At 40.4% G+C, this 23195-nt stretch carries 18 protein-coding genes; 10 read left to right on the top strand and 8 right to left on the bottom strand.

Annotated features, from left to right (window positions below):
- Positions 1 to 77: 77 nt before the first annotated feature.
- From HRT55_RS14575 to tssA, 8 genes are all read right to left on the bottom strand, one after another.
- The gene (locus HRT55_RS14575; RefSeq protein ID WP_291622425.1) at positions 78 to 551 is read right to left on the bottom strand and encodes a hypothetical protein; all 474 of its coding nucleotides are present in this window, start codon (positions 549 to 551) and stop codon (positions 78 to 80) included.
- Between the two features lie 3 nt (positions 552 to 554).
- A complete protein-coding gene (gene tssG / locus HRT55_RS14570; RefSeq protein WP_291622423.1) occupies positions 555 to 1730 on the bottom strand; it encodes a type VI secretion system baseplate subunit TssG in 1176 nt (391 codons plus the stop codon).
- Positions 1694 to 3529: a type VI secretion system baseplate subunit TssF gene (gene tssF / locus HRT55_RS14565; protein ID WP_291622421.1), complete on the bottom strand. Its 1836-nt coding sequence runs from the start codon at positions 3527 to 3529 to the stop codon at positions 1694 to 1696. Before tssF ends, tssG begins: the two co-directional genes overlap by 37 nt.
- A 201-nt stretch (positions 3530 to 3730) precedes the next feature.
- Entirely contained in the window at positions 3731 to 4219 is a 489-nt protein-coding gene (tssE, locus tag HRT55_RS14560; RefSeq protein WP_291622419.1) for a type VI secretion system baseplate subunit TssE, read from the bottom strand.
- Positions 4220 to 4221: 2 nt separating this feature from the next.
- Complete coding sequence (gene tssC / locus HRT55_RS14555; protein ID WP_291622416.1) at positions 4222 to 5757, bottom strand: type VI secretion system contractile sheath large subunit; 1536 nt, start codon at positions 5755 to 5757, stop codon at positions 4222 to 4224.
- A gap of 254 nt (positions 5758 to 6011) precedes the next feature.
- Positions 6012 to 7502, bottom strand: a complete 1491-nt coding sequence (tssC, locus tag HRT55_RS14550) for a type VI secretion system contractile sheath large subunit (protein WP_291622415.1) — start codon at positions 7500 to 7502, stop codon at positions 6012 to 6014.
- A complete protein-coding gene (gene tssB, locus HRT55_RS14545; protein ID WP_291622412.1) occupies positions 7502 to 8023 on the bottom strand; it encodes a type VI secretion system contractile sheath small subunit in 522 nt (173 codons plus the stop codon). Before tssB ends, tssC (HRT55_RS14550) begins: the two co-directional genes overlap by 1 nt.
- Before the next feature lie 95 nt (positions 8024 to 8118).
- Entirely contained in the window at positions 8119 to 9246 is a 1128-nt protein-coding gene (tssA, locus tag HRT55_RS14540; RefSeq protein ID WP_291622410.1) for a type VI secretion system protein TssA, read from the bottom strand.
- Positions 9247 to 9744: 498 nt separating this feature from the next.
- Here tssA and tagH point away from each other — a divergent pair, with 498 nt between their 5' ends.
- From tagH to HRT55_RS14490, 10 genes are all read left to right on the top strand, one after another.
- Positions 9745 to 11520, top strand: a complete 1776-nt coding sequence (gene tagH / locus HRT55_RS14535) for a type VI secretion system-associated FHA domain protein TagH (protein ID WP_291622408.1) — start codon at positions 9745 to 9747, stop codon at positions 11518 to 11520.
- Between the two features lie 14 nt (positions 11521 to 11534).
- A complete protein-coding gene (gene tssJ / locus HRT55_RS14530) occupies positions 11535 to 12104 on the top strand; it encodes a type VI secretion system lipoprotein TssJ (protein ID WP_291622406.1) in 570 nt (189 codons plus the stop codon).
- 97 nt (positions 12105 to 12201) lie between these two features.
- Complete coding sequence (gene tssK / locus HRT55_RS14525) at positions 12202 to 13536, top strand: type VI secretion system baseplate subunit TssK (RefSeq protein ID WP_291622404.1); 1335 nt, start codon at positions 12202 to 12204, stop codon at positions 13534 to 13536.
- A gap of 24 nt (positions 13537 to 13560) precedes the next feature.
- Positions 13561 to 14487: a type IVB secretion system protein IcmH/DotU gene (icmH, locus tag HRT55_RS14520; protein WP_291622402.1), complete on the top strand. Its 927-nt coding sequence runs from the start codon at positions 13561 to 13563 to the stop codon at positions 14485 to 14487.
- A 74-nt stretch (positions 14488 to 14561) separates the two neighbouring features.
- Complete coding sequence (gene tssM / locus HRT55_RS14515) at positions 14562 to 18122, top strand: type VI secretion system membrane subunit TssM (RefSeq protein ID WP_291622400.1); 3561 nt, start codon at positions 14562 to 14564, stop codon at positions 18120 to 18122.
- The gene (gene tagF / locus HRT55_RS14510) at positions 18122 to 18841 is read left to right on the top strand and encodes a type VI secretion system-associated protein TagF (protein WP_291622398.1); all 720 of its coding nucleotides are present in this window, start codon (positions 18122 to 18124) and stop codon (positions 18839 to 18841) included. Before tssM ends, tagF begins: the two co-directional genes overlap by 1 nt.
- A 63-nt stretch (positions 18842 to 18904) precedes the next feature.
- Entirely contained in the window at positions 18905 to 19117 is a 213-nt protein-coding gene (locus tag HRT55_RS14505; protein ID WP_291622396.1) for a hypothetical protein, read from the top strand.
- Entirely contained in the window at positions 19117 to 19875 is a 759-nt protein-coding gene (locus tag HRT55_RS14500; protein ID WP_291622395.1) for a protein phosphatase 2C domain-containing protein, read from the top strand. The genes HRT55_RS14505 and HRT55_RS14500 overlap by 1 nt, the downstream gene beginning before the upstream one ends.
- 24 nt (positions 19876 to 19899) lie before the next feature.
- On the top strand, positions 19900 to 22884 hold the full coding sequence (locus HRT55_RS14495; protein WP_291622394.1) for a bifunctional serine/threonine-protein kinase/formylglycine-generating enzyme family protein: 2985 nt from the start codon (positions 19900 to 19902) through the stop codon (positions 22882 to 22884).
- 13 nt (positions 22885 to 22897) lie between these two features.
- Complete coding sequence (locus HRT55_RS14490) at positions 22898 to 23194, top strand: hypothetical protein (protein WP_291622392.1); 297 nt, start codon at positions 22898 to 22900, stop codon at positions 23192 to 23194.
- Position 23195 lies beyond the last annotated feature (1 nt).

Genomic DNA, 23195 nt, shown 5'->3' with positions numbered 1-23195 from the left:
TTCCCTTTTTTCACGTGATGTTAATTTATACACATTTCATTAAATAATTGCCCACTTGTTCACCAGTAGTGTTGGTACTAACAAACGCCTTGTACATTGTCGCAGCATGATACGCCGCAAATTTTGGTGAAACTTTTTTGTGTCTGATCTTGGTTATTGTTTTGCGTTTTATGCTGTAGGCTTTGAAACTCACCGACACCACCTGCTCTAAGCACCCATTGGATCTCATCATCACCTAAATAAGCGGTGCCTGAAGAGTAACAAGGCAGTTTTTCATAATTGTTATTAACTCGCTCTTCATGGGTTAACGCAGCGTATTGGAAAAAATCTTTTAGCTTTTCTGGGCTAACATAAAAACCTTTACAAGCCTCGGCCATTTCGGGCCTTTCTTTGATACTTTCACCTTGTGCCAGCACGGTAATATCCGTTAGCTCATTAGCAACTCTGCTAGAGCAAGCACTGATCGTAGTCATAGCCAACAAAGCTAATAGCGAATAAAGTCGCCTTAATGGCAAATGTTGTTTGTTACTATGACGGTTAGAATTTATCATCTGTTACCTCACCGAAATCGGTATATCTATCACAGTATTGTCACCACTTGTATTACCGTGTTCAGCACCTGAAGGCCTACTAGATAACCAGCTGGTCCAGCCTAAAATGGGTTTGTTGTTAGCCGAAAAACTCACCTTACTAGGCCGATCTTTTTTTAGCGTACGCAAGATAAAACTATAATCATGTTCAAAGCCTAGATACAGGCGAACAAGTTCATCCAACGCTTTAAGATGAGGGGTTTGTGGAGTGAACTGCTTTAATTGCTTAGCCGTGAGAGGCCCCAAAATAATATTTATTTTACCCTGAGCGAAAAAACCTTTTTTGCCTAACATCACAGTTTTGCCTAATTGATTATTTTGTCCAGCATCACCGTTCATGGGCATTCTTGTTCTGACATCGTCAATCAAGGGCTGCCATTGACCAACAAATTCTTTTATCTCAACCGGTAAGTTAAAGTGGCTTTCAAGAATTTGTTTGAGACCAGAGGCTGTGCGCACCGAGCTACTTAACAGGCCGGCATAACGCAGTAATGATTCATCTTTGGTGTAAAGGCGGTCTGTTAGGTTAGCTGTGCCTAATCCAATCAATGACAGTAACATTTGGGTGAAATTATCTGTTTTAGCTTTACTGCTGTCGGCCCTATTTTTTTGAGTGCTATTCGTTTGACCATTACTCGTTAGGGTCGAACTGTTATTTGCTAAACGGCAGCGTTCATACTCTAGTGGAGCAAAGTATTTAACCGATGACTGAAAAAATAACGATGCAGTTCGGTGATTAAATAAATTAAAGAACTCACTAATGGTTTTGTCTTTAAGTTTTAAGCGTTTTAATACCGTTTCAGTATAGTGATAAGGCAGTACACCATTACTACCGGTTAAACCAATAAAATTCAGCTCCATTTTCCATTGATTATTTTCTTTGTTATCTTGATACAAGGGTTCAATCGATGAAATTTCAGCGGAAGGAAATGATAGCGATTGGCGGCTGGTAAAGCGTATGCATTCAGATTGAGGCGGCATAAAGCGGCCCACAGATTGAATTGCCGAAGTTTCAACCATGTCGTTATAGTTATTGCTGCGCTCAATTACCCTAACAGCCTGCTTAAAGGAAAACAGATAAGGCTGCTGAGCTAATTTATCAATTACAGCAGTATTTTTTCGCCAGCTCGCGGTGGACATTTCTTTAAATAGCCTTCTTTATTTTTTGTTTTTATCAGTAATCGGGTGAAAGAGTTAATCGAGCAATACAAGCCAAAAAAGTGTTCCAATACGGTAGAAAAAAGGAAAACACTACTGCCGCTAAGTAACGAGTCATCAATATTCACTGTGATTTCGATGCCGCGACACATGGCGGTATGGCCATCAATAGTCAATGGTGCACTTATCGGTTTCGCTTGTACTTGGGTAATCGACTCTATTAAGGTACGGGTAACCGCTGAGCCCTTAAAATCATATAAACGTAGAATTTCTTTTAAGGCTAAGCAGGCGTCACTGCCACCTGTTATCGATAAAAAATTCAGATTTAAGTGAGAAATTAATCGCCATCTAGCATGATCTCGAAGCGGTGGTCTAATCACCGCAGTAGGCTGCATTAAGTAACGTATTGCTGAACACGGTGGCGCACTGTCGGTACATTGCAGTTGCGACTCACCCACTGAATAGGGCAGTTTTTGCGGCAAATCCCTATTACTACAGGTGGTTTCAATAGTGATGGTGCGATCTTCTGGGATATTTGGATTAAACGATAAATCCACTAAGGATAAAAACACATCTGTGCCTTCATCTCTATCATAAGTATCAAGTTTGGCATTACGACGGGCAGCAAACCAAAATGCATGAGAATTACTTTCTTGCTGCTCGTGATTCATGCCATAAAAGGGCAGAAAATCAACATCGTCACCGTAATAAGAAGACGCGGTCACTTGGTCAATACTATAAACTTCATAGCCAGTTGAGCGACGTGAGTCTGGGGTAACTTTATACTCGTGTTGGGTATGTTCAAGTTTTATTGGGTCAGCGCTGTGGGCAAATAAATTGACTACAGGTGTACAACCTAGATTAAATGTTGCCTTAGAAATATTATGCTCAAGTTCAACATTGCTCTCATTGAGGTAGATATAAAAATCTAAGGTATCACTGTTATGTGTGGCTAACTTATCCGCCAAGCCAACAATATCAATGAACATAAACTTTTCTGGAAAGGCGAAATACTCGGTTAATAACCGGTAACCAATAAAAGAAGCGTCGGGGTAGGGCAACATGCCTTCACTGGTGGAAAAACCCACTGGTTGAATAGCCTTGATGCCCAAATCAACAGGTTGAGTATCTTGCTCTGAAATGGCCATAAAAGTGCGATTACAATCATTGAGCAACATCTCATACAGCGGGTTAATATGTTGCGCTTGCCCTTTAAGATAAAAGCGTAGCTTATCTACTGCTAAATCGGCGAAATTAATATCTTTAGAAAAGGTTTTCAGTGACAGCTTAAGTACACTTTCTGCGCCTCTAATCTTGGCAGAGCCTGGGGTAAAAAAGGGCTTAGCCATTAAACTTGCTGATACAACTTCAATAGGCAGTAAGGGGATTTCATAATTGGTGGTAAAACGGCAATTCTCACCTTGAAATTGTGTGGTCTCTAATAAGGTACCACTGGCAATGGTGTAATTTGAATCTAACTGCTCTTTGTCGGCAACAAATTGCACAATCGACATAGCCGGAATGGGACGCTGATAATGCGGGTACAAGGTACCAAGCAAAGCATCACTTATTTCAGGGAAGTCATCGTCTAGCTTATGCTGAATACGGGCATTTAAAAACGCAAAACTCTCGATTAAACGAGAAACATGTGGGTCTTCAATACTGTCATTATTAATGCCTAAACGTGAGGCGATTTTAGGGTGCTCTTTTGAGAACTCTCCACCAAGTTGGCGTATATAGACCAACTCTTTTTCATAAAAGGGTAATAGCTCATCGGACATAATTAAACTTCCTTAACGCTTACAGCGCGCATTAAATAGCAAGGCAGAGTCAAGCATAGGGTAATAAACAAATGTTTCTGGAGTAGTTCATCGGACATGGTTAAAGTTCCTTAACGCTAACAGCACGAGTCACGGAGTCAAGCATAGGGTCAATAATAGAATCATAAACAACAACTTGGGGTAGTAGCTCATCAGACATAATTAAAGTTCCTTAACGCTTACAGCGCGAGTCACCGAGTCAAGTATCGAGTCATAAACAACAACTTCTGGCAGTGGATCTGCGTAAATAACAGTATCAATACGAAAACGTAAGGTTCTATCTATGTTGTCGGCGTTTTCAATGAAAGAGACACTGACAGATTTAAATCTAGGCTCATAACTTTTCAAGGTACTTTCTAAATGACTGATAAACTTTTTGCGTCGCTCAACATCCATGATGTTGACTGTGGCAAGGTCGGGCAAACCATAATTAAATATGGATTTATCAACTTCGGTCAAGTCACTGCTTGGTTGTATTAAGTGAAAACGGGTATTTAACAGGGATTCTAAGTCTCGGCGAATACTGCTGCGTAATTGTTTTAATACTTGGTGATGCTCCAATTTTTTCTCGACTTGATTATGAGGTTCATCATCAAAGAGCCGGTCTAAAATTGAAGGTCGTAATTTCTTGTCTTTATCAATACGCGCCATGGTTACTTCCTAAAAGAGGCTAGTTCAGTCACTAGCTCCAGCTCTGAAACCATTTGGTCTAGCTGATAATGGGGTTGTATGTGGATAACACATAAATAATGCCCTGGTTTATTGGGATGCTCTTTTACCCGTACATAGCCTTCTTTTAAAGGATATTTTGCTTGTTCTTGCCAGTCTAGATCTTCACTGCCCGTGGTGTATTTCATCAACCACTGTCTGATGTAATCTTCACATTTATCGGCGCTGATAAAAGAGCCAATTTTGTCGCGCACCATTAATTTAATAAAATGGGATATTCTCGCGCCACACAATACATGCTGCAGCATAGACGATATTTTTGCATTGGTATTTACATCTAGGTTGTTGTATTTTTTAGGTTTGTGTATCGACTGGTTATTATAAAATGTGGTGTAAGGTGATAAATAACCTTGGCAAAGGGGGATAAAGCCTAGTTCACTAATATTCTTTTCGATAGCATCAGTAATAATGACATTAGTCGTTGGTTTAAAAGCAATATCGTTGGCATCGGTGGCGTGGCTATCTACCGCTAATTCTTTAAAAACACCACCAGAGAGTTGATTTCTCGGCGCGCCACGAATGTGACCAAACCAACCTATATCGGCAAATTCTCTAATTAAAATACAGCCAAAAGCGTAACAGGCATTGCCCCAAAGGTTGTTCTCACCATTTGCAGAGCTTTTTTCATAAAAATTAATGCCTTTATAACTGCCCATAGTTGTTTGGTAAGGCCGGCGCATTAATATTTTAGGTAAAGCTAAGCCAACAAAGCGGGTATCGGCTGATTTTCTTAAGGTATTCCACTTGATGTATTCTGTTTGGGTAAATATTTTCTCGTAATCTATCGGTTGCCCTAAACCAGAAAAATCATCCATACCAAATAAGTCACTGGCGGCAGCAGCGATAAAGGGTGAAAAAGACGCTGCGGCTATTTGTGCTATGCCCGCTAAAGTAGAGATATCATCGGTGGGATGTTCTTTACTGATGCGGTGACTAATTTCATAATCACCAATAATGGCACCATAAGGCTCACCACCGGGCGTGCCGTATTCATCACTGTATATTTTTTGAAATAGTTGGCTTTGATCAAATTCCATGGCTTTGCTGATGTCTTTAACGACTTCGGTCCAGCGCATATCGAGCACTTTTATTTTTATACTGCGATAACCTTCCGCTTGTTTAACCAATAGCCATAAGCCGCGCCATGAAGCTTCAAGCTTTTGCAGTCTAGGGTGATGAATAATATGATTTACTTGCTCATTTATTTGCTCATCAAGATCAGCAACCAGTCTAAGCAAGGCATTCCTGACGGTTTTAGCTGAGGTCAGTTTGCTTTTATCGACAAAGTGCTCAATGCAATACTGCAAAGCTTTAGTATCGTCTTTTTCATCAAGTAGCTGGGTTAAATTAGTAAGGTAGGCGGGTTGTTCTAATACAGCATCAAAAGGTACCGAATTAAAATTTTCGCTATCACGTTGTGCTGGCGTTGGCTTGCTCATGAGTGTAGGAGAATAGGCCACGTTAAAGCTTTTTTGCTAATAAAATGAGGGGGTGAAATTGTTTTAGTGATTGGCTAAATGAGGAAATAAATAACCCAGAAACTGGTTGTCGCTGTACAGAAAAACAAAAGTACGACAGCTTAAAAAACGCAACCGTAATCGATATTTTTGTGTGTTTGGCAAAAACAGCAGCCTGCTTCATTATTTATTCCCTCATAGTCAAAATGATACCAAGTGACTTTAACAGCCAATAGGTATCACTTTACTGCGGTCAATTAACTAGATTTTGGAATTTTCGCTACTAGTCTAAGGGAAGCACTTAACTCTTCCATTTGTAACCAAGGGCATAAATGTGCAATAGCACTATAAACACCTGGCTGACCTGGTACTTCTTTTACTTCCACTTTCGCTTCTCTTAATGGGTAACGTGCTTTCATTTCAGCACTAGCATCAGCACTATTATTTACATAGCCATTGATCCACTTGTTAAGCCACTCTTCTGCTTCTGAAGCTTCAATAAATGAACCAATTTTATCGCGACCCATTACTTTTAAGAAATGTGCAATACGTGAAGTCGCCATGATATAAGGTAAGCGAGCCGATATTTCATAGTTAGCCGTTACATCTGGATCATCAAACTTCTTCGGTTTTTGTGTAGTTTGTGCACCAAAGAATACCGCGTAATCAGTATTTTTATAATGACATAGTGGTAAGAAACCTAATTTACTTAACTCAGCTTCACGACGATCGGTAATACCAATTTCTGTTGGACACTGTTGATCAATATCACCATCATCACTAACAAAAGTATGACTTGGTAAACCTTCAACTTTACCACCACCTTCAGCGCCACGAATGCTGGTACACCAGCCATATTCAGCAAATGAACGTGCTAGGGTTGCGCCCATTGCGTAAGCTGCATTCATCCAACAATAATGGTCATGCTTGCTTTGGCGTTGTAGACCGTCTTCGCCAAGTGTACCTTCTTCAAAATTGAAGGCTTCAATTGGCTTGGTATCTTGACCATAAGGTAGACGGGCTAGCACACGTGGCATAGTTAAAGTAACAAAACGAGAATCGTCACTATCACGGAAGCTACGCCATTTGATGTACTCGGCAGAGTCAAAGATTTTTTCTAAATCACGCGGCTTAGAAAGTTCGGCAAAGGATTCAAAACCAAACATTTCTGGCGCTGTTGCTGCAATGAATGGACAAAAACCTGCGGCGGCAATGTTAGAAATATTTGATAATAAATCGATGTCATTTGGGTGAGAAGAAAACTCAAAGTCACCAATTAAGGCTGCATAAGGTTCACCACCGGCAGTACCAAATTCGCTTTCATAAATCTTCTTGAATGTCTGGCTTTGATCAAACTCAACCGCTTTCTCAAGATCTTTATAAATTTCTTTTTTGGTGATGTTAAGTACACGAATCTTTAATTGTGAACTAGTTTCAGAGTTCATCACTGTGTGATGTAAACCGCGCCAAGAACCTTCCAATTTATTAAATTTTTGGTCTTGCATGATGGCAGAAAGCTGCTTAGACAAAGCGGCATCAATGGCGTCAATAGCGGCATTAATGGTAACCGTTAAACTCTTATCCCAAGTTACAGTGCCATTCAGCGCTTCTTGAGTAAGGGTTTTTAACAACGCCTCGGTCTCATCTCTTGGAGTTTGCTTAGTGGCACTAATCGCTTGTTCTAAAAAGCTCACTTCTAGTACATCAGTTGTTTCTGTTTGGCTGGATAAAGTTTCTTCTGCAGACATTATTTATCTCCCTCATTGTTTTCAGCGTTGACACCTAATTCGCTAGACAAAGAAGATAGCGCATCGGTATTGTTGAGAATATTTTCTAAGATATCCTCTAACTCATCTGAGCGATCAGCTTTACTTAATAAATCGCGTAATCTATCACGAGTTTGTAGTAATTTTTTCAGCGGCTCAACTTGCTCAACAATTTTATGCGGTTCAAAGTCTTCCATATGATTAAAATCAAGGTTAATAGCTAGTTCACTACCATCATCCGCCAAAGTATTAGCAACTTTTAGATTTAATTTTGGTGCTGTTTTCGCCATGATATCGTTAAAATTGTCACGATCAATTTGTGCAAACTTTCTATCTTTTAAGGCCTTTTTATCTTTGGTATTATCACCAGAGTAATCACCCATGACACCCATAACAAAAGGGATATCCTTTTTAGCTACTGCGCCATTCGTTTCGACATCATAAGTAATGTGTACACGAGGTTTCCTTACTCTTTTCAGTTTGTTATGAATACTTTCCGCCATGGTTTTTCTCCGTGTATAAAAAATTAAGTTTGCTAGTTAGCGACAATATTTTCGCACTAGTTCGCGCATTACCTGCTCGGACAAAGTGAAGTCCGCTATGAATCGTCAACACCTACTCCGGTAAGGGAGCTATAAGTATCTCTTGAAGAGGAGTCTGGAATAAGCTCTTTCATCAGCTCTTCAAGTGGCATATTCCCCCACTTCACCGTTTTCGTTAACATATACGAGATGGGTGAATGTGGTTCTGTTTTCTTAAAATATTCAGCAATGGTGTTTAATTGTTTGAAAGCATCATCTCGAGAATTTAATGCGTTAGTTACGGCACTGTTTTGGCTAGCGGCTGAGCTTGTTGCTTGTTCATCTAATTGCTCGCTGTCACTTTCTTCATCGACATCACTGGTGTCGGTGATAATAGGTAGCTTTGCTTTAGCTATATGGTTAATAGCGCCTTTAGCATCTTGAAGAAGTTCAATTATTTTACTGCTTGGTGGTGCTTCATGGCTGCCACAAAATTCGGTTAACAGCTTATCTATTGCTTGATATTCAGTTAAGCAAACTTCAATGTCTTGATATAAGTTGCTGTAGTATTCGCTTGACGAATTCGCGACAGCTTTATCAATATTTTCCATTGAAAAGCCAATACGTTCTATTTGATCGTGCTGTTTGCGCTCATCAGAAAGGCGACTAATGTCTATGGCTTGTTGGTATTGCCATAAACTATAGGGCTCATAAGAAGCGTCTTCAGTGATAAATGAATTGCGGATAGGACTTAATAACACACCGTCTGCACCTTCACCATTTAAGCCGGCGATAGGGGCAACACGGGTTTCAATACCATCTTCATCTTCTACTGGGTATAAACCTTGCTCCCAGAAGTTTTCAATTAATTGTCTAATTAAGCTAAAGCCATCTTTAAGGCCTTGGAAGCCAGACTTACGCACTAAAGCCTCGGTAAGCCAGCAGGCAAGCTCAACATCTTTAGCTTGGGTTGCTATAACTTTAGGTGCTAATAAAAAAATCTTCTGCCACTGTTCATTTGCTTCTGTGCTATCACCATCAAACATATTATTGCGTTCGGCATCACGGGCGGCGCGCCTAGCATCTTTTATTTGCGAGTAATCGGATGAGTGAGCAGTGTCAAGACGAAGATCATTACCAACGCTAAGCTCTCCCTCAATAGGGGCTAGCATGGCTGGAATATCAATTAGTGCGGGTGAGGGCATTGAATTTGTAATCTCCGTATTATTATTTTTAGTCCTTCTTACTGAGAAGATTATTATGGAATGGCTTTATTTGCAATAGCCCCGATAAATAATTATTAACAGCCTGATTACATTGTTAACCAGCTGTTTCAATTAACTCTCGAAAAAAACATTAATTGACTGTAAAACAATCATTAAAGTAGGGGTTTAGAGAAGTTTATCTTGGAATACTTGCTTAAGTAAATATTAAGTTAAACATTGGCTTTTCGATGTTAATTTTGATAGCTTTTATCATTAATCATCTGTAACATGACTTGCAAATTTATCGGTTCTTTTACTGGGAGGTTTTATTAATATTAGGTGCTAAAGCCTATGAAAACAGGGTTTTATCCTGAACTTTATTTGACTTTATAAGCCTAACTTTATTGCGGAAATTGAATCAATAACTTAACGATAGAAGTAAGAACATGATGTTCTTTGATTAATGATGATGAGGTTCCCTTATCAAGGAATGATCTTATGGCAATTGAAATAACCATTATTAACTCACCAAGTAATGTTGATGTAGGCAAATCAAGCCATACATTTCCTGAAGCTGGTGGTACGCTAGGACGCGGCAGCAATAACCTCTGGGTACTAGATGATCCTAATAAATATATGTCATCTGTTCATGCCAAAATAGCTTGTGTCGCAGAGCAATATTTTCTCACAGATTTAAGTACCAATGGTACCTTTCTTAATGGCGCAGCTGAGCCCATTGGTAATGGTAATCAAGTTGGCTTAAACGATGGTGACCGTTTTACCATCAGTGATTATGAATTTATCGCTAATATCCCCAACGAGATGGCTAACGCAGATATCTTCCAAAGTGCGACTAACACTAATAGTAGTAGCGATCCTTTTGCAGACTTTTCTGGTTTCTCAGATATAAGTGCTCCAACCGCAGGACAAGATGATTTTTTCTCTCAAACATCATCAGGTAATGATCCTTTTTCCTCAGCTAGTAGTGATCCATTTGCTTCAGGTATTCAGCAGAGTAGTTCGATTAATAATCCACTGTCAGCGTTTGACGCCGAACAAATTGACCCACTTGAATTATTAGACAGCGCACAATCAGCCAGTGATCCTTTTGCCCAGCCAATAAATAGCCTTGATAGTTTTTCAGCAGATGCTTTCTCTACAGAGAGCATTACTGCAGATAACTTTACCGCAGCAACAAGTACCTCAATTGAAAGTAACAATGCTGCCACAGATGCAATTAGTTGGCCTAAGGCCAACCAAGAAGCAGGCTTAATTCCTGATGATTGGGATGATGATGACCTGCTTGCTGATTTCCCCCCTGCTATGGCGCCAATCTCTGGGGCAAGTTCACCGTTTGAAACACCAATATCTGCACCAATACCTGCACCAACGCCAGTAGCCGCACCACAAGCTTTTGCAGCGCCAATAGTTACAGCAAAGCCTGTTGCCGCACCAGAGCTGCAAACTAATGCGCTTCATGAACCTACGCCGGTAGCAACTAGTCAGCATAGCGCTGTCGCTTATGCCGCGCTCGAATTAAAGAACCAACAATTACAGCTTGAAGTGGCGCAATTGAAACAGCAATTGTTGCAAGTGCAATCAGTATCTGGTGTGCCAAGTTCACCAGCAAGTGGTAGTACTGAAACACAAACTGTTGTTAATTCCATGGGTCTTGGTAAGTGGAATTTAGACGATAAGAAAGTGGCAGAAATCAATGACACTGTTGGACTGTTAATGCGCGAAACCATGCAAGGCATGATGCGGGTATTAAAATTTAGAAAGAAAATTAAAGAAGAATTTCGCATCAATGTTACTACCATTCAATCTGTTGAAAACAACCCATTAAAATTCTCTGCCAATATCGATGATGCTATGGAAAATATGTTCATCAAAGAGAACAATGCTTATAAAACGCCAGTTGCTGCGGTAAGAGAAGGTTTTCAAGGTATTGCCGAGCACCAGGTGGCGGTAATTGCCGGTATGCAAGCTGCATTTAGAGGTATGATAGAAAGATTTGATCCCAGTAATTTAGAAAGCCGTTTTGAAAAATACAAGAGTTCAAGTTTGCTAAGCCTAGGGCAAAAAAGTAAGCGTTGGTCAGCCTATAAGGAATATCACCAAGGCTTAGTTGAAAACCTTGATGATTCTTTTCAACATTTATTTGGCTATGACTTTGTGCAAGCTTATGAAGATCAAATGCAGCGTTTAATCAGCGCTAGGTTATCGCCAAATGATACTAACAATGACAGTAACAACGATGAATCTATTAACTAATTTACGGAAAAATAATGAGCAGATTTAATTTCAGTACACTTAATTTAAGTAAATGTTATATCAGCAACCTAACTTTCGGAAAATTTACTTTCGGTAAGCTCAAGTTGGCTAAGGTAATTGCGATAGCAGCAATGGCTTTTTCACTTGCATCATGTACGTCAGTAAACAGTAAAGTTGGTGGTTTCTTAGACCTTGATACCGATTTACAATTGAGCTTTGTGGTAGACAAAAGTGTCAACCCGGATGACAGCAAAGTATCATCGCCACTCATTATCAGAATGTATGAATTAAAGTCTACCAAGGCTTTTGAAAACGCTAACTTTATCGACTTATATGAAAGAGACTCAGAGGTATTAGGTAAAACTATGATTACCCAACAGTCGTTAAAGCCAATTCAGCCTAGTGAAGATAGTACGGCCAGATTTGTCTTAAGTAAGGGCACAAAATATATCGGTTTATACGCTGAGTTTCTTCAATATGAAGATGCCAAATATAAAGTCATTATACCTGTGGCAGAAACTAACGTAGTTAGTTCAACGGCTAAGGTACAACTGTTTGAAAATAAGATGATTGTTTTAAAGTAATCACCTTAAAGAAATCAGCTTCACTGGCGGACAAATTATAAGTCACCAGTGAAGACTAATTGAAGTAAATGGAATAATAATAAATTAGCGGGATCTTATGTCATTAGATAGTAAAGTAGTTTGGTCAGAAGGGATGTTCTTAAATCCGCACCATTTCCAGCAGCAGGAACGTTACTTAGAAAGGTATATTCAGGGTAAATGCTCAGCAATGGGAGCTTATGCTTGGGGTATTAATCAACTGGATTTAGACCAAGAACTATTGAAATTAGGGAAAATATCGCTAATAAGATCTTCGGGTATTTTCCCCGATGGTACGCCCTTTAGCTTTCCTGATCATAACGATCGTCCAGACGTATTTGAAGTACCTGAAAATACTACTAATCAGATAGTTTATCTTGCGATACCTGTTAAGCGTCCAGGAGCACTTGAGATTTTATCTAATGATGAATCACAAGGTTTAGCTCGCTACTATTCTTCCAAACAGGCTATTAGAGATGTTACTTTTGATGGTGGTGAATCATTAGATATTGCTGTTGGCAAACCTAGATTAAGGTTATTACTGGGCTCTGATGATTTAAGTGGTTATGCCACTATCGCTTTATTAAAAATTGTTGAAACCCGAGAAGATAAAAACGTCTTACTTGATGATAATTATATTCCTTCATGTCTAGATTGCTCAACCACGGCAAAATTATCAGGATTCTTAACCGAACTGGTTGGTTTATTACATCATCGCGGTGAATCAATTGCCGGTCGTTTAGCGGATACTCAGCGTGGTGGTACCGCCGAAATTGCTGACTATATGATGTTGCAAATGATCAATCGATTAGAGCCTTTGGCTGCACATCTATCAAAACTGCAAACTTTGCACCCGCTCGAGCTATACACAGAGCTAGTGCAAATGGTCGGCGAGTTTTCTACCTTTGTTACTGAAACTAAAAGACCACCAAGCTTTGGTGCTTACTTACATGGAAATTTGCAGCAAACATTTACCCCGGTAATGACCTCATTAAGACAATGTTTAAGCATGGTTTATGAGCAAACTGCAGTATCAATGCCGCTAGTTGAGAAGAAGTTTGGCATTAGAGTGGCGCAAATTACCGATAGAAGTTTACTTAGCTCAGGTGTTTTTGTCTTAGCGGTACGTGCGGCAATACCAGAAAATAATTTACGCAATCAATTTCCTGCCACGGTTAAAGTGGGTCCTGTTGAACGTATTCGCCAATTAGTGAATGCGGCAATGCCGGGTATTCCACTGAAACCTTTACCGGTTGCACCAAGGCAAATCCCTTATCATGCCGGTTATTGTTACTTTGAGCTTGAACGAAATAATGACTTCTGGAAAGAGCTCAGCCACTCAGGCGGCTTCGCCTTCCATATCGGTGCTGACTATCCAGAGCTAGAACTTGAGCTTTGGTCTATACGCCAGTAACTCACTTACCTCAAAGGAATGAAGATGTCAGTTGATAATCCAGATAAAACGGTATTTAGACAACCCATTAACCGAGGTGATGGTACGGTAGTTCGTCCAATGCCCGGTGGCCGTGCACCCAGTAATCAAGCGTCACAGCCTGCGCCGATGCAGCAACCGTATCAGCCTCAGCAAGCTCAACCTGTGAGCAGGGTAAGAGCTAATGTGCCCGATGATTTCTCTACTACTTGTGGCTTAAACCCGTTAGTGAATGCTGCAGCTACCTTATTAGCGGTATTTTCAAAAACGCGTGAATCACTCAGTCACCCCAATGTCGGTAGTTTGCATCAACAACTTGATCGAGAAATAAAAGCCTTTGATATCAAGGCTAGAAATGCTGGTGTTAAAGAAGATACTGTCATGATCGCTCGTTACCTACTTTGTACCATCTTAGATGAGGCGGTATTAAATACCCCTTGGGGCGCTGAAAGTGCTTGGAATCAAAGAACTCTGCTCGGTATATTTCATAAAGAAACCGCTGGTGGTGAGAAATTTTTTGCCATTTTAGATCGTCTACGCAATAGCCCTGCGGAAAATATTGATGCACTTGAACTGATTTATATTTGCCTGAGCTTAGGCTATGAAGGAAAGTATCGGGTTATCGCTCGCGGCAGAGATCAATTAGAACAATTACGTGATGACTTATTTCATATCATTCGTAGCTACCGAGGTGAGTATGAACGCTCGTTATCACCTTGTTGGCAAGGCTTAGCTAACTCTAAAAATACCCTTTCAAACTATGTACCCATGTGGGTTGTTGCCAGTGTGGTCGTTGGGCTAATGGCGTTAACTTACTCTGGCTTTAGGTATTGGTTAGATCAATCCTCAGACTCAGTAAGTCAGCAGCTAACTGAGATCAAAAGCGAAAATAACCAAGTAGCAAAAGATTTACCAGCAGCTAACTCACAATAAATAAGTCGCTAATAAGTAAGTCGTTTAGTTAAGTCGTTATAAGTAAGTAGTTTAAAAAATTATCTGAGTATTTAATGAAAAATATCATAGCTTTTTTTAAAAATAGAATTGTCATCTCCGCTTTTGGTTTAATCATCTTAGCGTTACTTATTTGGTTTATTGGCCCAGCGTTTAAATTTGGTGAAGACAATAGTGCACCGTTACAGTCAGAAAGCGCACGATTAATCACTATTTTAGTGATGTCATTATTGTGGGGCATCAATAACTTAAGAATTCAGCACCAAGAAAAACAAAGTAATAACAACCTAGTTAATGACTTACAAAGCGCTCAAGAAGACTCTGCAGGCGATATAATTAGCGAGCAAAAATCTGATGAAATGACCCAGATGAGCGAACGTTTTACACAAGCATTAACAACCCTTAAAAAGCTCAACTTTAATGGCAGTGGTGCTAAGTCTGCGTTATATGAATTACCTTGGTACATTATTATTGGTCCGCCAGGCTCAGGAAAAACCACTGCGTTAGTGAATTCTAGTTTAGATTTTCCTCTTGCTGAGCAGTTCGGTAAAGGCGCTTTACAAGGCGTGGGCGGCACCCGAAATTGTGATTGGTGGTTTACTAATGATGCGGTATTAATTGATACTGCCGGCCGATATACCACCCAAGATAGCCATAAAGTGGTTGATAGCTCAGCATGGGAAGGTTTCCTTAAGTTACTTAAAAAACATAGACGTAGAAGACCAATCAATGGCGCTATTGTCGCTATTAGTATACAAGAGCTATTAACACAAACCGAAGAAGAGCGCGCTAAGCACGCAAAGATTATTAGAACCCGTATCGACGAGTTAATGGAAAAACTTGAAGTACGTTTTCCGGTTTATTTGATGTTCACTAAGTGTGATCTCGTCTCAGGTTTTAGTGAGTTTTTCGAAGACCTAGGTAAAGAAGAGCGCGAACAAGTATTTGGTATCTCTTTACCAGATTCACCTGAACCATCGAAAGCCCCTGATTTTGCCAAACTTAGCCAAGAATATAAAAATATCATTAAAGGCTTATATCAGCGTGTGCTGTTTAGAGTACACAATGAACGTGATATCAAGCGCCGTAGTGCTATTCAAGGCTTTCCACAGCAAATGGAAAACTTGCAAGAGATGGTTGATAGCTTTGTTCAGCAAACTTTTGTACAAAACCGCTTTAGCTTACAGCCTTATCTCCGCGGTGTTTATTTTACCAGTGGCACACAAGATGGCACCCCTATCGATCGCTTAATGGCTTCAGTTTCATCTAACTTTGGCTTTGCTAATACCGGCAATAACTCAGCATTACAGCAAGGAAAAAGTTACTTCTTAGGTAAGCTTTTTAAAGATGTTATTTTTACTGAATCTGAGCTGGTTGGCGCCAATCGATTTTATGAAAAAGTAATTAAATGGGGTCAGCGTGCGGCTTATACCACCATGGCTGCTATCTCCGTTGCTTTAGTGGTGATGTGGACGGGCGCTTATTCTCAGCATGGAACTTACATGCATGAAGTTGAGGGCTATGTCGCCGAGTACCAAGAGCAAGTTAAAAACCAAAGCCGTTGGTCATCTGATATTCGCAATACCTTACCTACACTTAACGCCTTAGCGAAAGCCAGTATTGTTTATGATCAAGATCAAAATCCTTGGCTAAATAGTTTAGGTATGTATGACACCAGCGTTGATGAGGCGGCAAATGAGGCTTATCAAAGCCACTTAACCCATGTCTTTTATCCGAAATTAATAAAGTATGTTGAAATACATTTAAAGGGAAGCGGTAGCAATGAACAGCTTTATAGCGCCTTTAGAACTTATATTATGTTTAATAAACTTGAACATATGGATAGGAAACTCGTTGAAGAATGGTTTTTAAACAAATGGCAAGATGAGTTTTCTCAGCAAAGAGATAACAAACAGGCACTTGAAGCACATCTAACTGCACTACTTGCCTTAACTATAAGACCGGCAGAGTTAAATAAATCATTAGTGGTGTCAACTCGCCAGCGTTTATTGCGTATGCCTATCTCGCAACGTATTTATCAACGCATTCGCACTACAGCTGAATATGCTCAGCCTATTAATATGCTGGCAGAAATGGGCGGCGCCGTACAAGACAGTTATCGAGTTAGCCCGGCTATCGAAGCTAAGCTAACTATTCCTATGCTATTTACCAAAGCAAGTTACGATGAAATAGACTTCTCAGCAGACTCAGACTTTATTGTCAGCATAGCTAACGAGCGTTGGTTACTGCATGATGAAGCTAAGCAAGAGGTTGCTTTTATTAGTGATGATCTTGATGACATCAGTAAAAAAGTAAAAGCACTTTACTTGGCCGATTATAATAAACATTGGCAGCAAATATATGATGCCCTAAATATCAAACCAGTGAAAAACATATTACAAACCAGTAATTTACTGAGCAGTTTTGCTGATCCAATTTATTCACCCATAGTGGCAATACTGAATGTCACTTCGAGCAATACTCAGCTGTCGAGCCAAACAGCCGCTAACCTGTCTGATGACAATACCACAGGCATAGCAGGTGGACTTGCTGATTTTGCTGCCTCAAAAACCAAGTGGACCTCGGTTGATAAAAGGTATCGCAGTATTAATGTATTGTTGCGTGAGAGTAAAAAACAGCCAGCGGCGATAAACACCGCCTTGTTAAAAATATCTCAGCTGCAAGAAATGGTAAATAGTATCAGCTTAGCGTCAGACCCTAGCCGAAAAGCGTTTAAATTGGTTAAGGCTCGCTATCAAAATGGCGCTGATAATGCCATTACCGCGCTGCACTCTTACGCGAAAAATATGCCTAAGCCAGTTAAACGTTGGCTAACGAGTCTTGCCGATGAAACATGGCGAGTGATATTGCGCTCTGCCCATCAACATATCAACAATGAGTGGCGAAACACAGTTTACCAACCTTATATGAACAGCATTGAAGGGCGTTATCCGGTCGCTAAAAATTCAGATAACGACATCGCCTTATTTGATTTTGTCGCCTTCTTTAAACCCAATGGCACGGTTGATACTTTCTATCAAGAGAATGTTAAACCCTTTATAACTACCCGCCGAGGCTGGAAAAATAAAACCATAGATAAGTACAACTTAGGTCTGTCAAAAGCGACCTTACGACAAATTCAGCGCGCCTTAGAAATTAAGAAGGTCTTGTTTCGAGAAAATGCGGAAACACCGAGTTTAGGCTTTAGCTTAAAACCGAATGCTATGCCAAAAAATAATGTCAGATTTATGCTGGAAGTGGGCGCTAACCGAATCACTTACAGTCATGGTCCTAAGTTTTGGAAAACTCTGAAGTGGTCAGCTGATAGTGAACAAAGCCGAGTGCGCATTGTTTTTGAAGATTTAAATGAACAACAGCACAGTGAAACCTTTGAAGGGCCATGGGCTTGGTTTAGGTTATTAGCGCAATCCAAATTGACCAAAACCAGTGAATCTAGTACCTATTTAGTGACCTATGCCATTTCTAATAACAGTGATGATGAAAGACAGTCTTTTGATGCTAGACATACAATATCTTATAAAATCAAAGCGAAAAGTGTCAATAATCCTTTTGAAAAACAATTGTTAAGCTTGTTTAAATGTCCTGAGAGAATCTAGTGAATACAGACATACCTTTAGGTTTATACGGAAAACTGCCCAGTTACGGTGACTTTGTTCATCGTAATTTACCGGCCAAATTTATCACCTCGTGGGATGAATGGTTGCAACTGTTTGTTGCCAGTTCAAAAGAGCAAATTGGCGAACCTTGGCTAGATATTTATTTAACTAGCCCCATTTGGCGCTTTGTTTTATCGGCCGGTGTTGTTGATGAAAATCATTGGGCCGGCATAGTGTTACCCAGCGTTGACCAAGTAGGGCGTTACTATCCATTTACTATTGCTATTCCATTGAGCAATGACATTAACCCGTTAGAGTTTATGTCGACAAATGGTCGCTGGTTTGCCCATATTGAAGAATTAGCCCTGCAAGCACTTGATGGTCAGTTTTCTCTGGAAGAATTGCTTGAACAGGCAAATCATCAAGCGGCTATGGTACCTATGGCCTACTTAAAGACAGGCCAACAGTTAGCAACAAGCAGTCAGCATATTGATTTTCAGTTTGAAGAAGAGTTACCGATGAATGTCTATGCACATTTGCTAGATAGTTTGTTCAGCTCAACATTAAATAGCTACAGTGTTTGGTCAACTACGGGATCTGAGAATATCTCACCTTGTCTTTTTACCGTGCAGGGATTACCACCCTCTAGCCAATTACCGGCAATGATTGATGGTAACTGGGCCCATTGGGGCTGGCCAAAAACCTATATAGCTAAATAACTTTCGAATCCTCATTTGAAACATATATTGAAAATAATACGGAAATTGAGAAAGAAGTAAATTATGAATGACGTAACCATAAGACGACCACTTACCTGGGCAAGTGCAGGTGCTACTGACGTAGGTACTGTTAGACCTTTAAATGAAGACTCTTTTTTATGCCAGCCTGAAATAGGCTTGTGGACAGTGGCAGACGGTTATTGTTTGGCTGGGCATGACGTTTTTAGTCATGATATTGCTGATAGCACCAGAAATAACATACGGATAGCAAGTTAATGAATGACGTAACCATAAGAAGACCACTTACCTGGGCAAGTGCGGGTGCCACGGATGTTGGCACCGTTAGACCTTTAAATGAAGACTCTTTTTTATGCCAGCCTGAAATAGGTTTATGGACAGTGGCAGACGGTATGGGCGGCCATGATGGCGGCAGTGTTGCTAGCCAAATGATCGTTGAGCATTTAAGTCACTTAAACACGAAAAATAATCTTGATGATTTCGTCAATGATATTGAAAATACCGTCACGGACGCTAACAACCGCTTATTAGAATATTCCCGTGCGCAGTTAAATGGTCGCATTATTGGCAGTACCTTCATTTCGTTATTAATTAAAGGCAATGTCGGTGTTTGTTTGTGGGCAGGTGATTCTAGGCTATATCGTTTCAGGCACGACAAACTTAGCCAAATAAGCATAGATCATAGCCATGTGGCAGAGTTGGTCAGTGAAGGTTTAATTTCCGAAGAAGAAGCGAAAACTCACCCCGAGGCCAATGTTATCACCCGAGCAGTTGGTACCTCAGAGCGCCTTGATATCGATGTGGATGTTTTTGATGTTAGCGTAGGGGATCTATTTCTACTGTGCAGTGATGGTTTATATAACGCGGTGGCAGATGATGAGATTATCCAGTGTCTGCGCGAAACTTCTCTGGAACTATCGGTAAATAAATTAATAAAAACAGCCTTAAACAACCTAGCGTCAGACAATGTCTCGGTTATATTGGTTAAAGGCATTCACCAAAATGTCAGTGTATAAGCGTAATGGAGTACTTATTTAGTCATGGCAACTAATGATCAACATAATGATGCGCTGCTTACTGAAAGAAACACTGAAGCACTAAGCACGAATAAAGGTGATAAAGCAGGCGTACCTAATCAAGGCAAGCAATACAATCATGTTAACCAAGACGCTAAAACCGTCTTTAGAAAGACTGTGCCTGCCAGAGAACAAATGGTAACTGACAAAGCGGTTATAGCGACTGATAAAGATGATAACCCTCGTGCAGTACCAGACGATGCGAAAACAGTGTTTAGAAAGCCGATTTCTCAGAGCAAAGCTGAAGAAATAGCTCAATCGGTTGCTAAAGCAAAGGCTAGTGCTAAAAAAATTACAACAGCTACTAATGAAGCGAATAGCTCAGATAAAACAGTCTTTGCCCCAAGAACGCCTATCAAGCCGGCAATTGAAATTAGCCCAAGCATCGTCGATGCCGATAAAACTATTTTTGCGGCGCGTGTACCAGCACAAGCTGCTAAGCCAGCACTTGATGATGCAACCCGATTTAGCCCAAGTAGCTTTTCACCGAACACGGCCACTTCAACAAATGATGTTCAAGGCAGCGCCCGTGATTTAATCGATACAGCAACGGTAATAGACAGTACTGATAGCAATACTCAAGCTGCAACTGTTCAAGCTGCAACAACTCAGTCATCAACAGGTAATAGTAAAATACTTAAAGGTCGCTTTGTCCTAGAAGAAATCCTCGGTATTGGCGGCATGGGGGTGGTATACAAAGCAAAAGATCTCTTAAAAGTTGAAGCGCAAGATAGAGACCCTTATATTGCTATTAAAGTATTAAGTGAGGAATTTAGAACCCATCCAGAAGCTTTTATTTCCTTACAACGCGAGGCAAAAAAAGCGCAACATATTGCCAACCAAAATACTGTAAAAGTATACGATTTTGACCGTGATGGTGATGTGGTTTTCATGACCATGGAATACATGATAGGGCAGCCACTTGATGAAATGGTTAAGCAATATCACGCTACGGGTTTACCGCGTAATGAAGCATTGCATATTTTACAGGGCATGAGTCTAGCGCTAATACACGCACACAACGAAGATATAGTTCATTCAGATTTAAAACCAGGCAATATTTTTGTTACTGAGAATGGTACTGCGAAAATATTTGATTTTGGTATTGCGCGAGCAGTGCAAAAAATTGATCGAAGTCATAGTGAACAAGACAGAACGGTATTTGATGCCGGTAATCTTGGTGCACTAACGCCTGCTTATGCCAGCCGTGAAATGCTCTTAGGGCAAGTACCTGATGTTCGAGATGATATTTATGCCTTAGGTTGTATTGCCTACGAAATGCTTACTGGCGATCATCCTTTTACCCGTTTACCCGCTGATGAAGCCTACGACAAAAAATTAAAACCTAAACGCATTCAAGGTATTAAAAAACGTTACTGGAAAGCGATTGAAGCAGCACTCGCCTTTGAGCGTAAAGATCGCATTGTTTCCGTGGAAGCTTTTTATAACGAGATTACCGAAAAGAAAAAAGCCAATGGGCTGCTAGCTGCTACGTTTGCGGTAGCCGTTGCCGCTTCAGGGTTTGCCTATTATGAATATAGCAAGGTTGAAGAGCCGAGAATATCGCAAGCCGAATTAATGACCCAGCTTGAATTTAAAATTCGTTATCAGGTACTACGAGAAAATATCGATCGCTTTATTGCCTCGCCCAGCTTCTCGGCAGAATGGCAAGGCTCGTTGTGGGAAGAGATGCAATCGCTGGCTAATTTATTTCCGGAAAAACCGACCTCTTGGTACTTTTCCAAACGAGAAGAAATCTATCAGTTATATCTAACACAAATTACCACGGCTATCAGTGCGGCAAGTTTTTCTCGCGCTAATGGTTTGATAACGAATGCCAGTCGCTATAGCGATGACCCAAGTGAGCTAGACAAACACACATTTACCTTAGCGCAAAAAAGAAGTGACAAAGAAGCGGCTGATAAAAAAGCACAACAAGCTAGGCGTTTAGCGGCAGTAGAAAAACAAAGAAAAGCGCTACAAACGGCAAAAGCTAATGAAGCTAAAGAGACACAATTGGCCGATAAAAAAAGCAGCACCAATTTTTATAATTTAGCCATGGCCAACGTAAATGAACAGCTGAGCTGTACTCAACGGCTCAATATGCGAGATTTTAAGATTGCCATTGAAAAACTGCGCACCTTAGATTATTCCCGCTATCAAAAGTCGGAAAAGACCATTACCAAAAACTTAGCGTCTTGTATTGTTACTATGGGACAAGTTAGCCCGGATTACGCCAAAGACGCTAAACGTTATGCGTTACTACTGTTTAATGACAGCCAAGACATAGCTGCGGTAGTGATTAAAGAAAAAGATGGCTGCCAGTCGTCTATTGCTGGACTAGGCGCTCGAGGCTCTCGCGCTGTTTGTAAAGATGCTTTAAAAGTTGGCGGTAACGGGCCAACCATGGTGGTAATACCGGCTAGCGATAAAATTAAATCGTTTGCCATTGGTAAGTACGAAGTCTCAATCTCACAATACAATGTCTACTGCAATAAATCTAAGGCCTGCAAGGCTATTTCTGGTCGCAGTAAGCGTTTACCGGTAACCGATATCACGCTAGCCGAAATGACTAATTACATTAACTGGTTGAGTAAAACCACGGGTAAAAAATATCGTTTACCTCATAAACGTGAATGGCTACATGCCGCACAGTCTAAAGGTAATCGCCTTGATTCCAACCGTAACTGTCAAATTAGCTCGCGCGGTATTAACAAGGGTGATGAATTGATTAAAACCACCACAGGCAAACAAAATACCTGGGGTGTGGTTAATTATGCCGGTAATGCTCAAGAATTAGTGTATCTATCGGGTAGAAAAGTTGCCGCTGTCGGTGGCTCATATCAAACGGCTATGGATGTTTGCACTAGCACGAGCATCACCAATCATAACGGTAAAGCGGATGAAATTACCGGTTTTCGCTTAGTTAGGGATTTAGTAGGCAGCTAAAGAGGTATTAAATATGAATATTAATCAATGCTCGAAAAAATTACGAGAGCTGACTAAAGCTCATGCCCATTACAAGCTGTCGTTAGCTGATTATCGGCGTGAGCGCAAAGTATTATTAGATGCGCTCGATCTAAACGTTAATGGTATCGCCGCTAGTCAAGTGACTGCAGCACCACTATCGGTACAAACACCGGACATTGGCGATGTTCAGCAAATTGAAAATAATCAACAGCTTGATAAAACTCAGCCGTATTTTGCTAAAAAACTCGATACTTGTATGAACTTTATCAAAGGCTCAAACAATAGTTAAG

The organism is Colwellia sp. (assembly GCF_013214175.1).
Taxonomy (GTDB): domain Bacteria; phylum Pseudomonadota; class Gammaproteobacteria; order Enterobacterales; family Alteromonadaceae; genus Colwellia.
This window is presented reverse-complemented; position numbering and strand designations above follow the sequence as displayed.

What these genes read in the sequence shown, in the direction of transcription:
- HRT55_RS14575 (WP_291622425.1), bottom strand. Translation starts at nt 551, where the DNA reads ATGATAAATTCTAACCGTCATAGTAACAAACAACATTTGCCATTAAGG.
- tssG (WP_291622423.1), bottom strand. Translation starts at nt 1,730, where the DNA reads ATGTCCACCGCGAGCTGGCGAAAAAATACTGCTGTAATTGATAAATTA.
- tssF (WP_291622421.1), bottom strand. Translation starts at nt 3,529, where the DNA reads ATGTCCGATGAGCTATTACCCTTTTATGAAAAAGAGTTGGTCTATATA.
- tssE (WP_291622419.1), bottom strand. Translation starts at nt 4,219, where the DNA reads ATGGCGCGTATTGATAAAGACAAGAAATTACGACCTTCAATTTTAGAC.
- tssC (WP_291622415.1), bottom strand. Translation starts at nt 7,502, where the DNA reads ATGTCTGCAGAAGAAACTTTATCCAGCCAAACAGAAACAACTGATGTA.
- tssB (WP_291622412.1), bottom strand. Translation starts at nt 8,023, where the DNA reads ATGGCGGAAAGTATTCATAACAAACTGAAAAGAGTAAGGAAACCTCGT.
- tssA (WP_291622410.1), bottom strand. Translation starts at nt 9,246, where the DNA reads ATGCCCTCACCCGCACTAATTGATATTCCAGCCATGCTAGCCCCTATT.
- tagH (WP_291622408.1), top strand. Translation starts at nt 9,745, where the DNA reads ATGGCAATTGAAATAACCATTATTAACTCACCAAGTAATGTTGATGTA.
- tssJ (WP_291622406.1), top strand. Translation starts at nt 11,535, where the DNA reads ATGAGCAGATTTAATTTCAGTACACTTAATTTAAGTAAATGTTATATC.
- tssK (WP_291622404.1), top strand. Translation starts at nt 12,202, where the DNA reads ATGTCATTAGATAGTAAAGTAGTTTGGTCAGAAGGGATGTTCTTAAAT.
- icmH (WP_291622402.1), top strand. Translation starts at nt 13,561, where the DNA reads ATGTCAGTTGATAATCCAGATAAAACGGTATTTAGACAACCCATTAAC.
- tssM (WP_291622400.1), top strand. Translation starts at nt 14,562, where the DNA reads ATGAAAAATATCATAGCTTTTTTTAAAAATAGAATTGTCATCTCCGCT.
- HRT55_RS14505 (WP_291622396.1), top strand. Translation starts at nt 18,905, where the DNA reads ATGAATGACGTAACCATAAGACGACCACTTACCTGGGCAAGTGCAGGT.
- HRT55_RS14500 (WP_291622395.1), top strand. Translation starts at nt 19,117, where the DNA reads ATGAATGACGTAACCATAAGAAGACCACTTACCTGGGCAAGTGCGGGT.
- HRT55_RS14495 (WP_291622394.1), top strand. Translation starts at nt 19,900, where the DNA reads ATGGCAACTAATGATCAACATAATGATGCGCTGCTTACTGAAAGAAAC.
- HRT55_RS14490 (WP_291622392.1), top strand. Translation starts at nt 22,898, where the DNA reads ATGAATATTAATCAATGCTCGAAAAAATTACGAGAGCTGACTAAAGCT.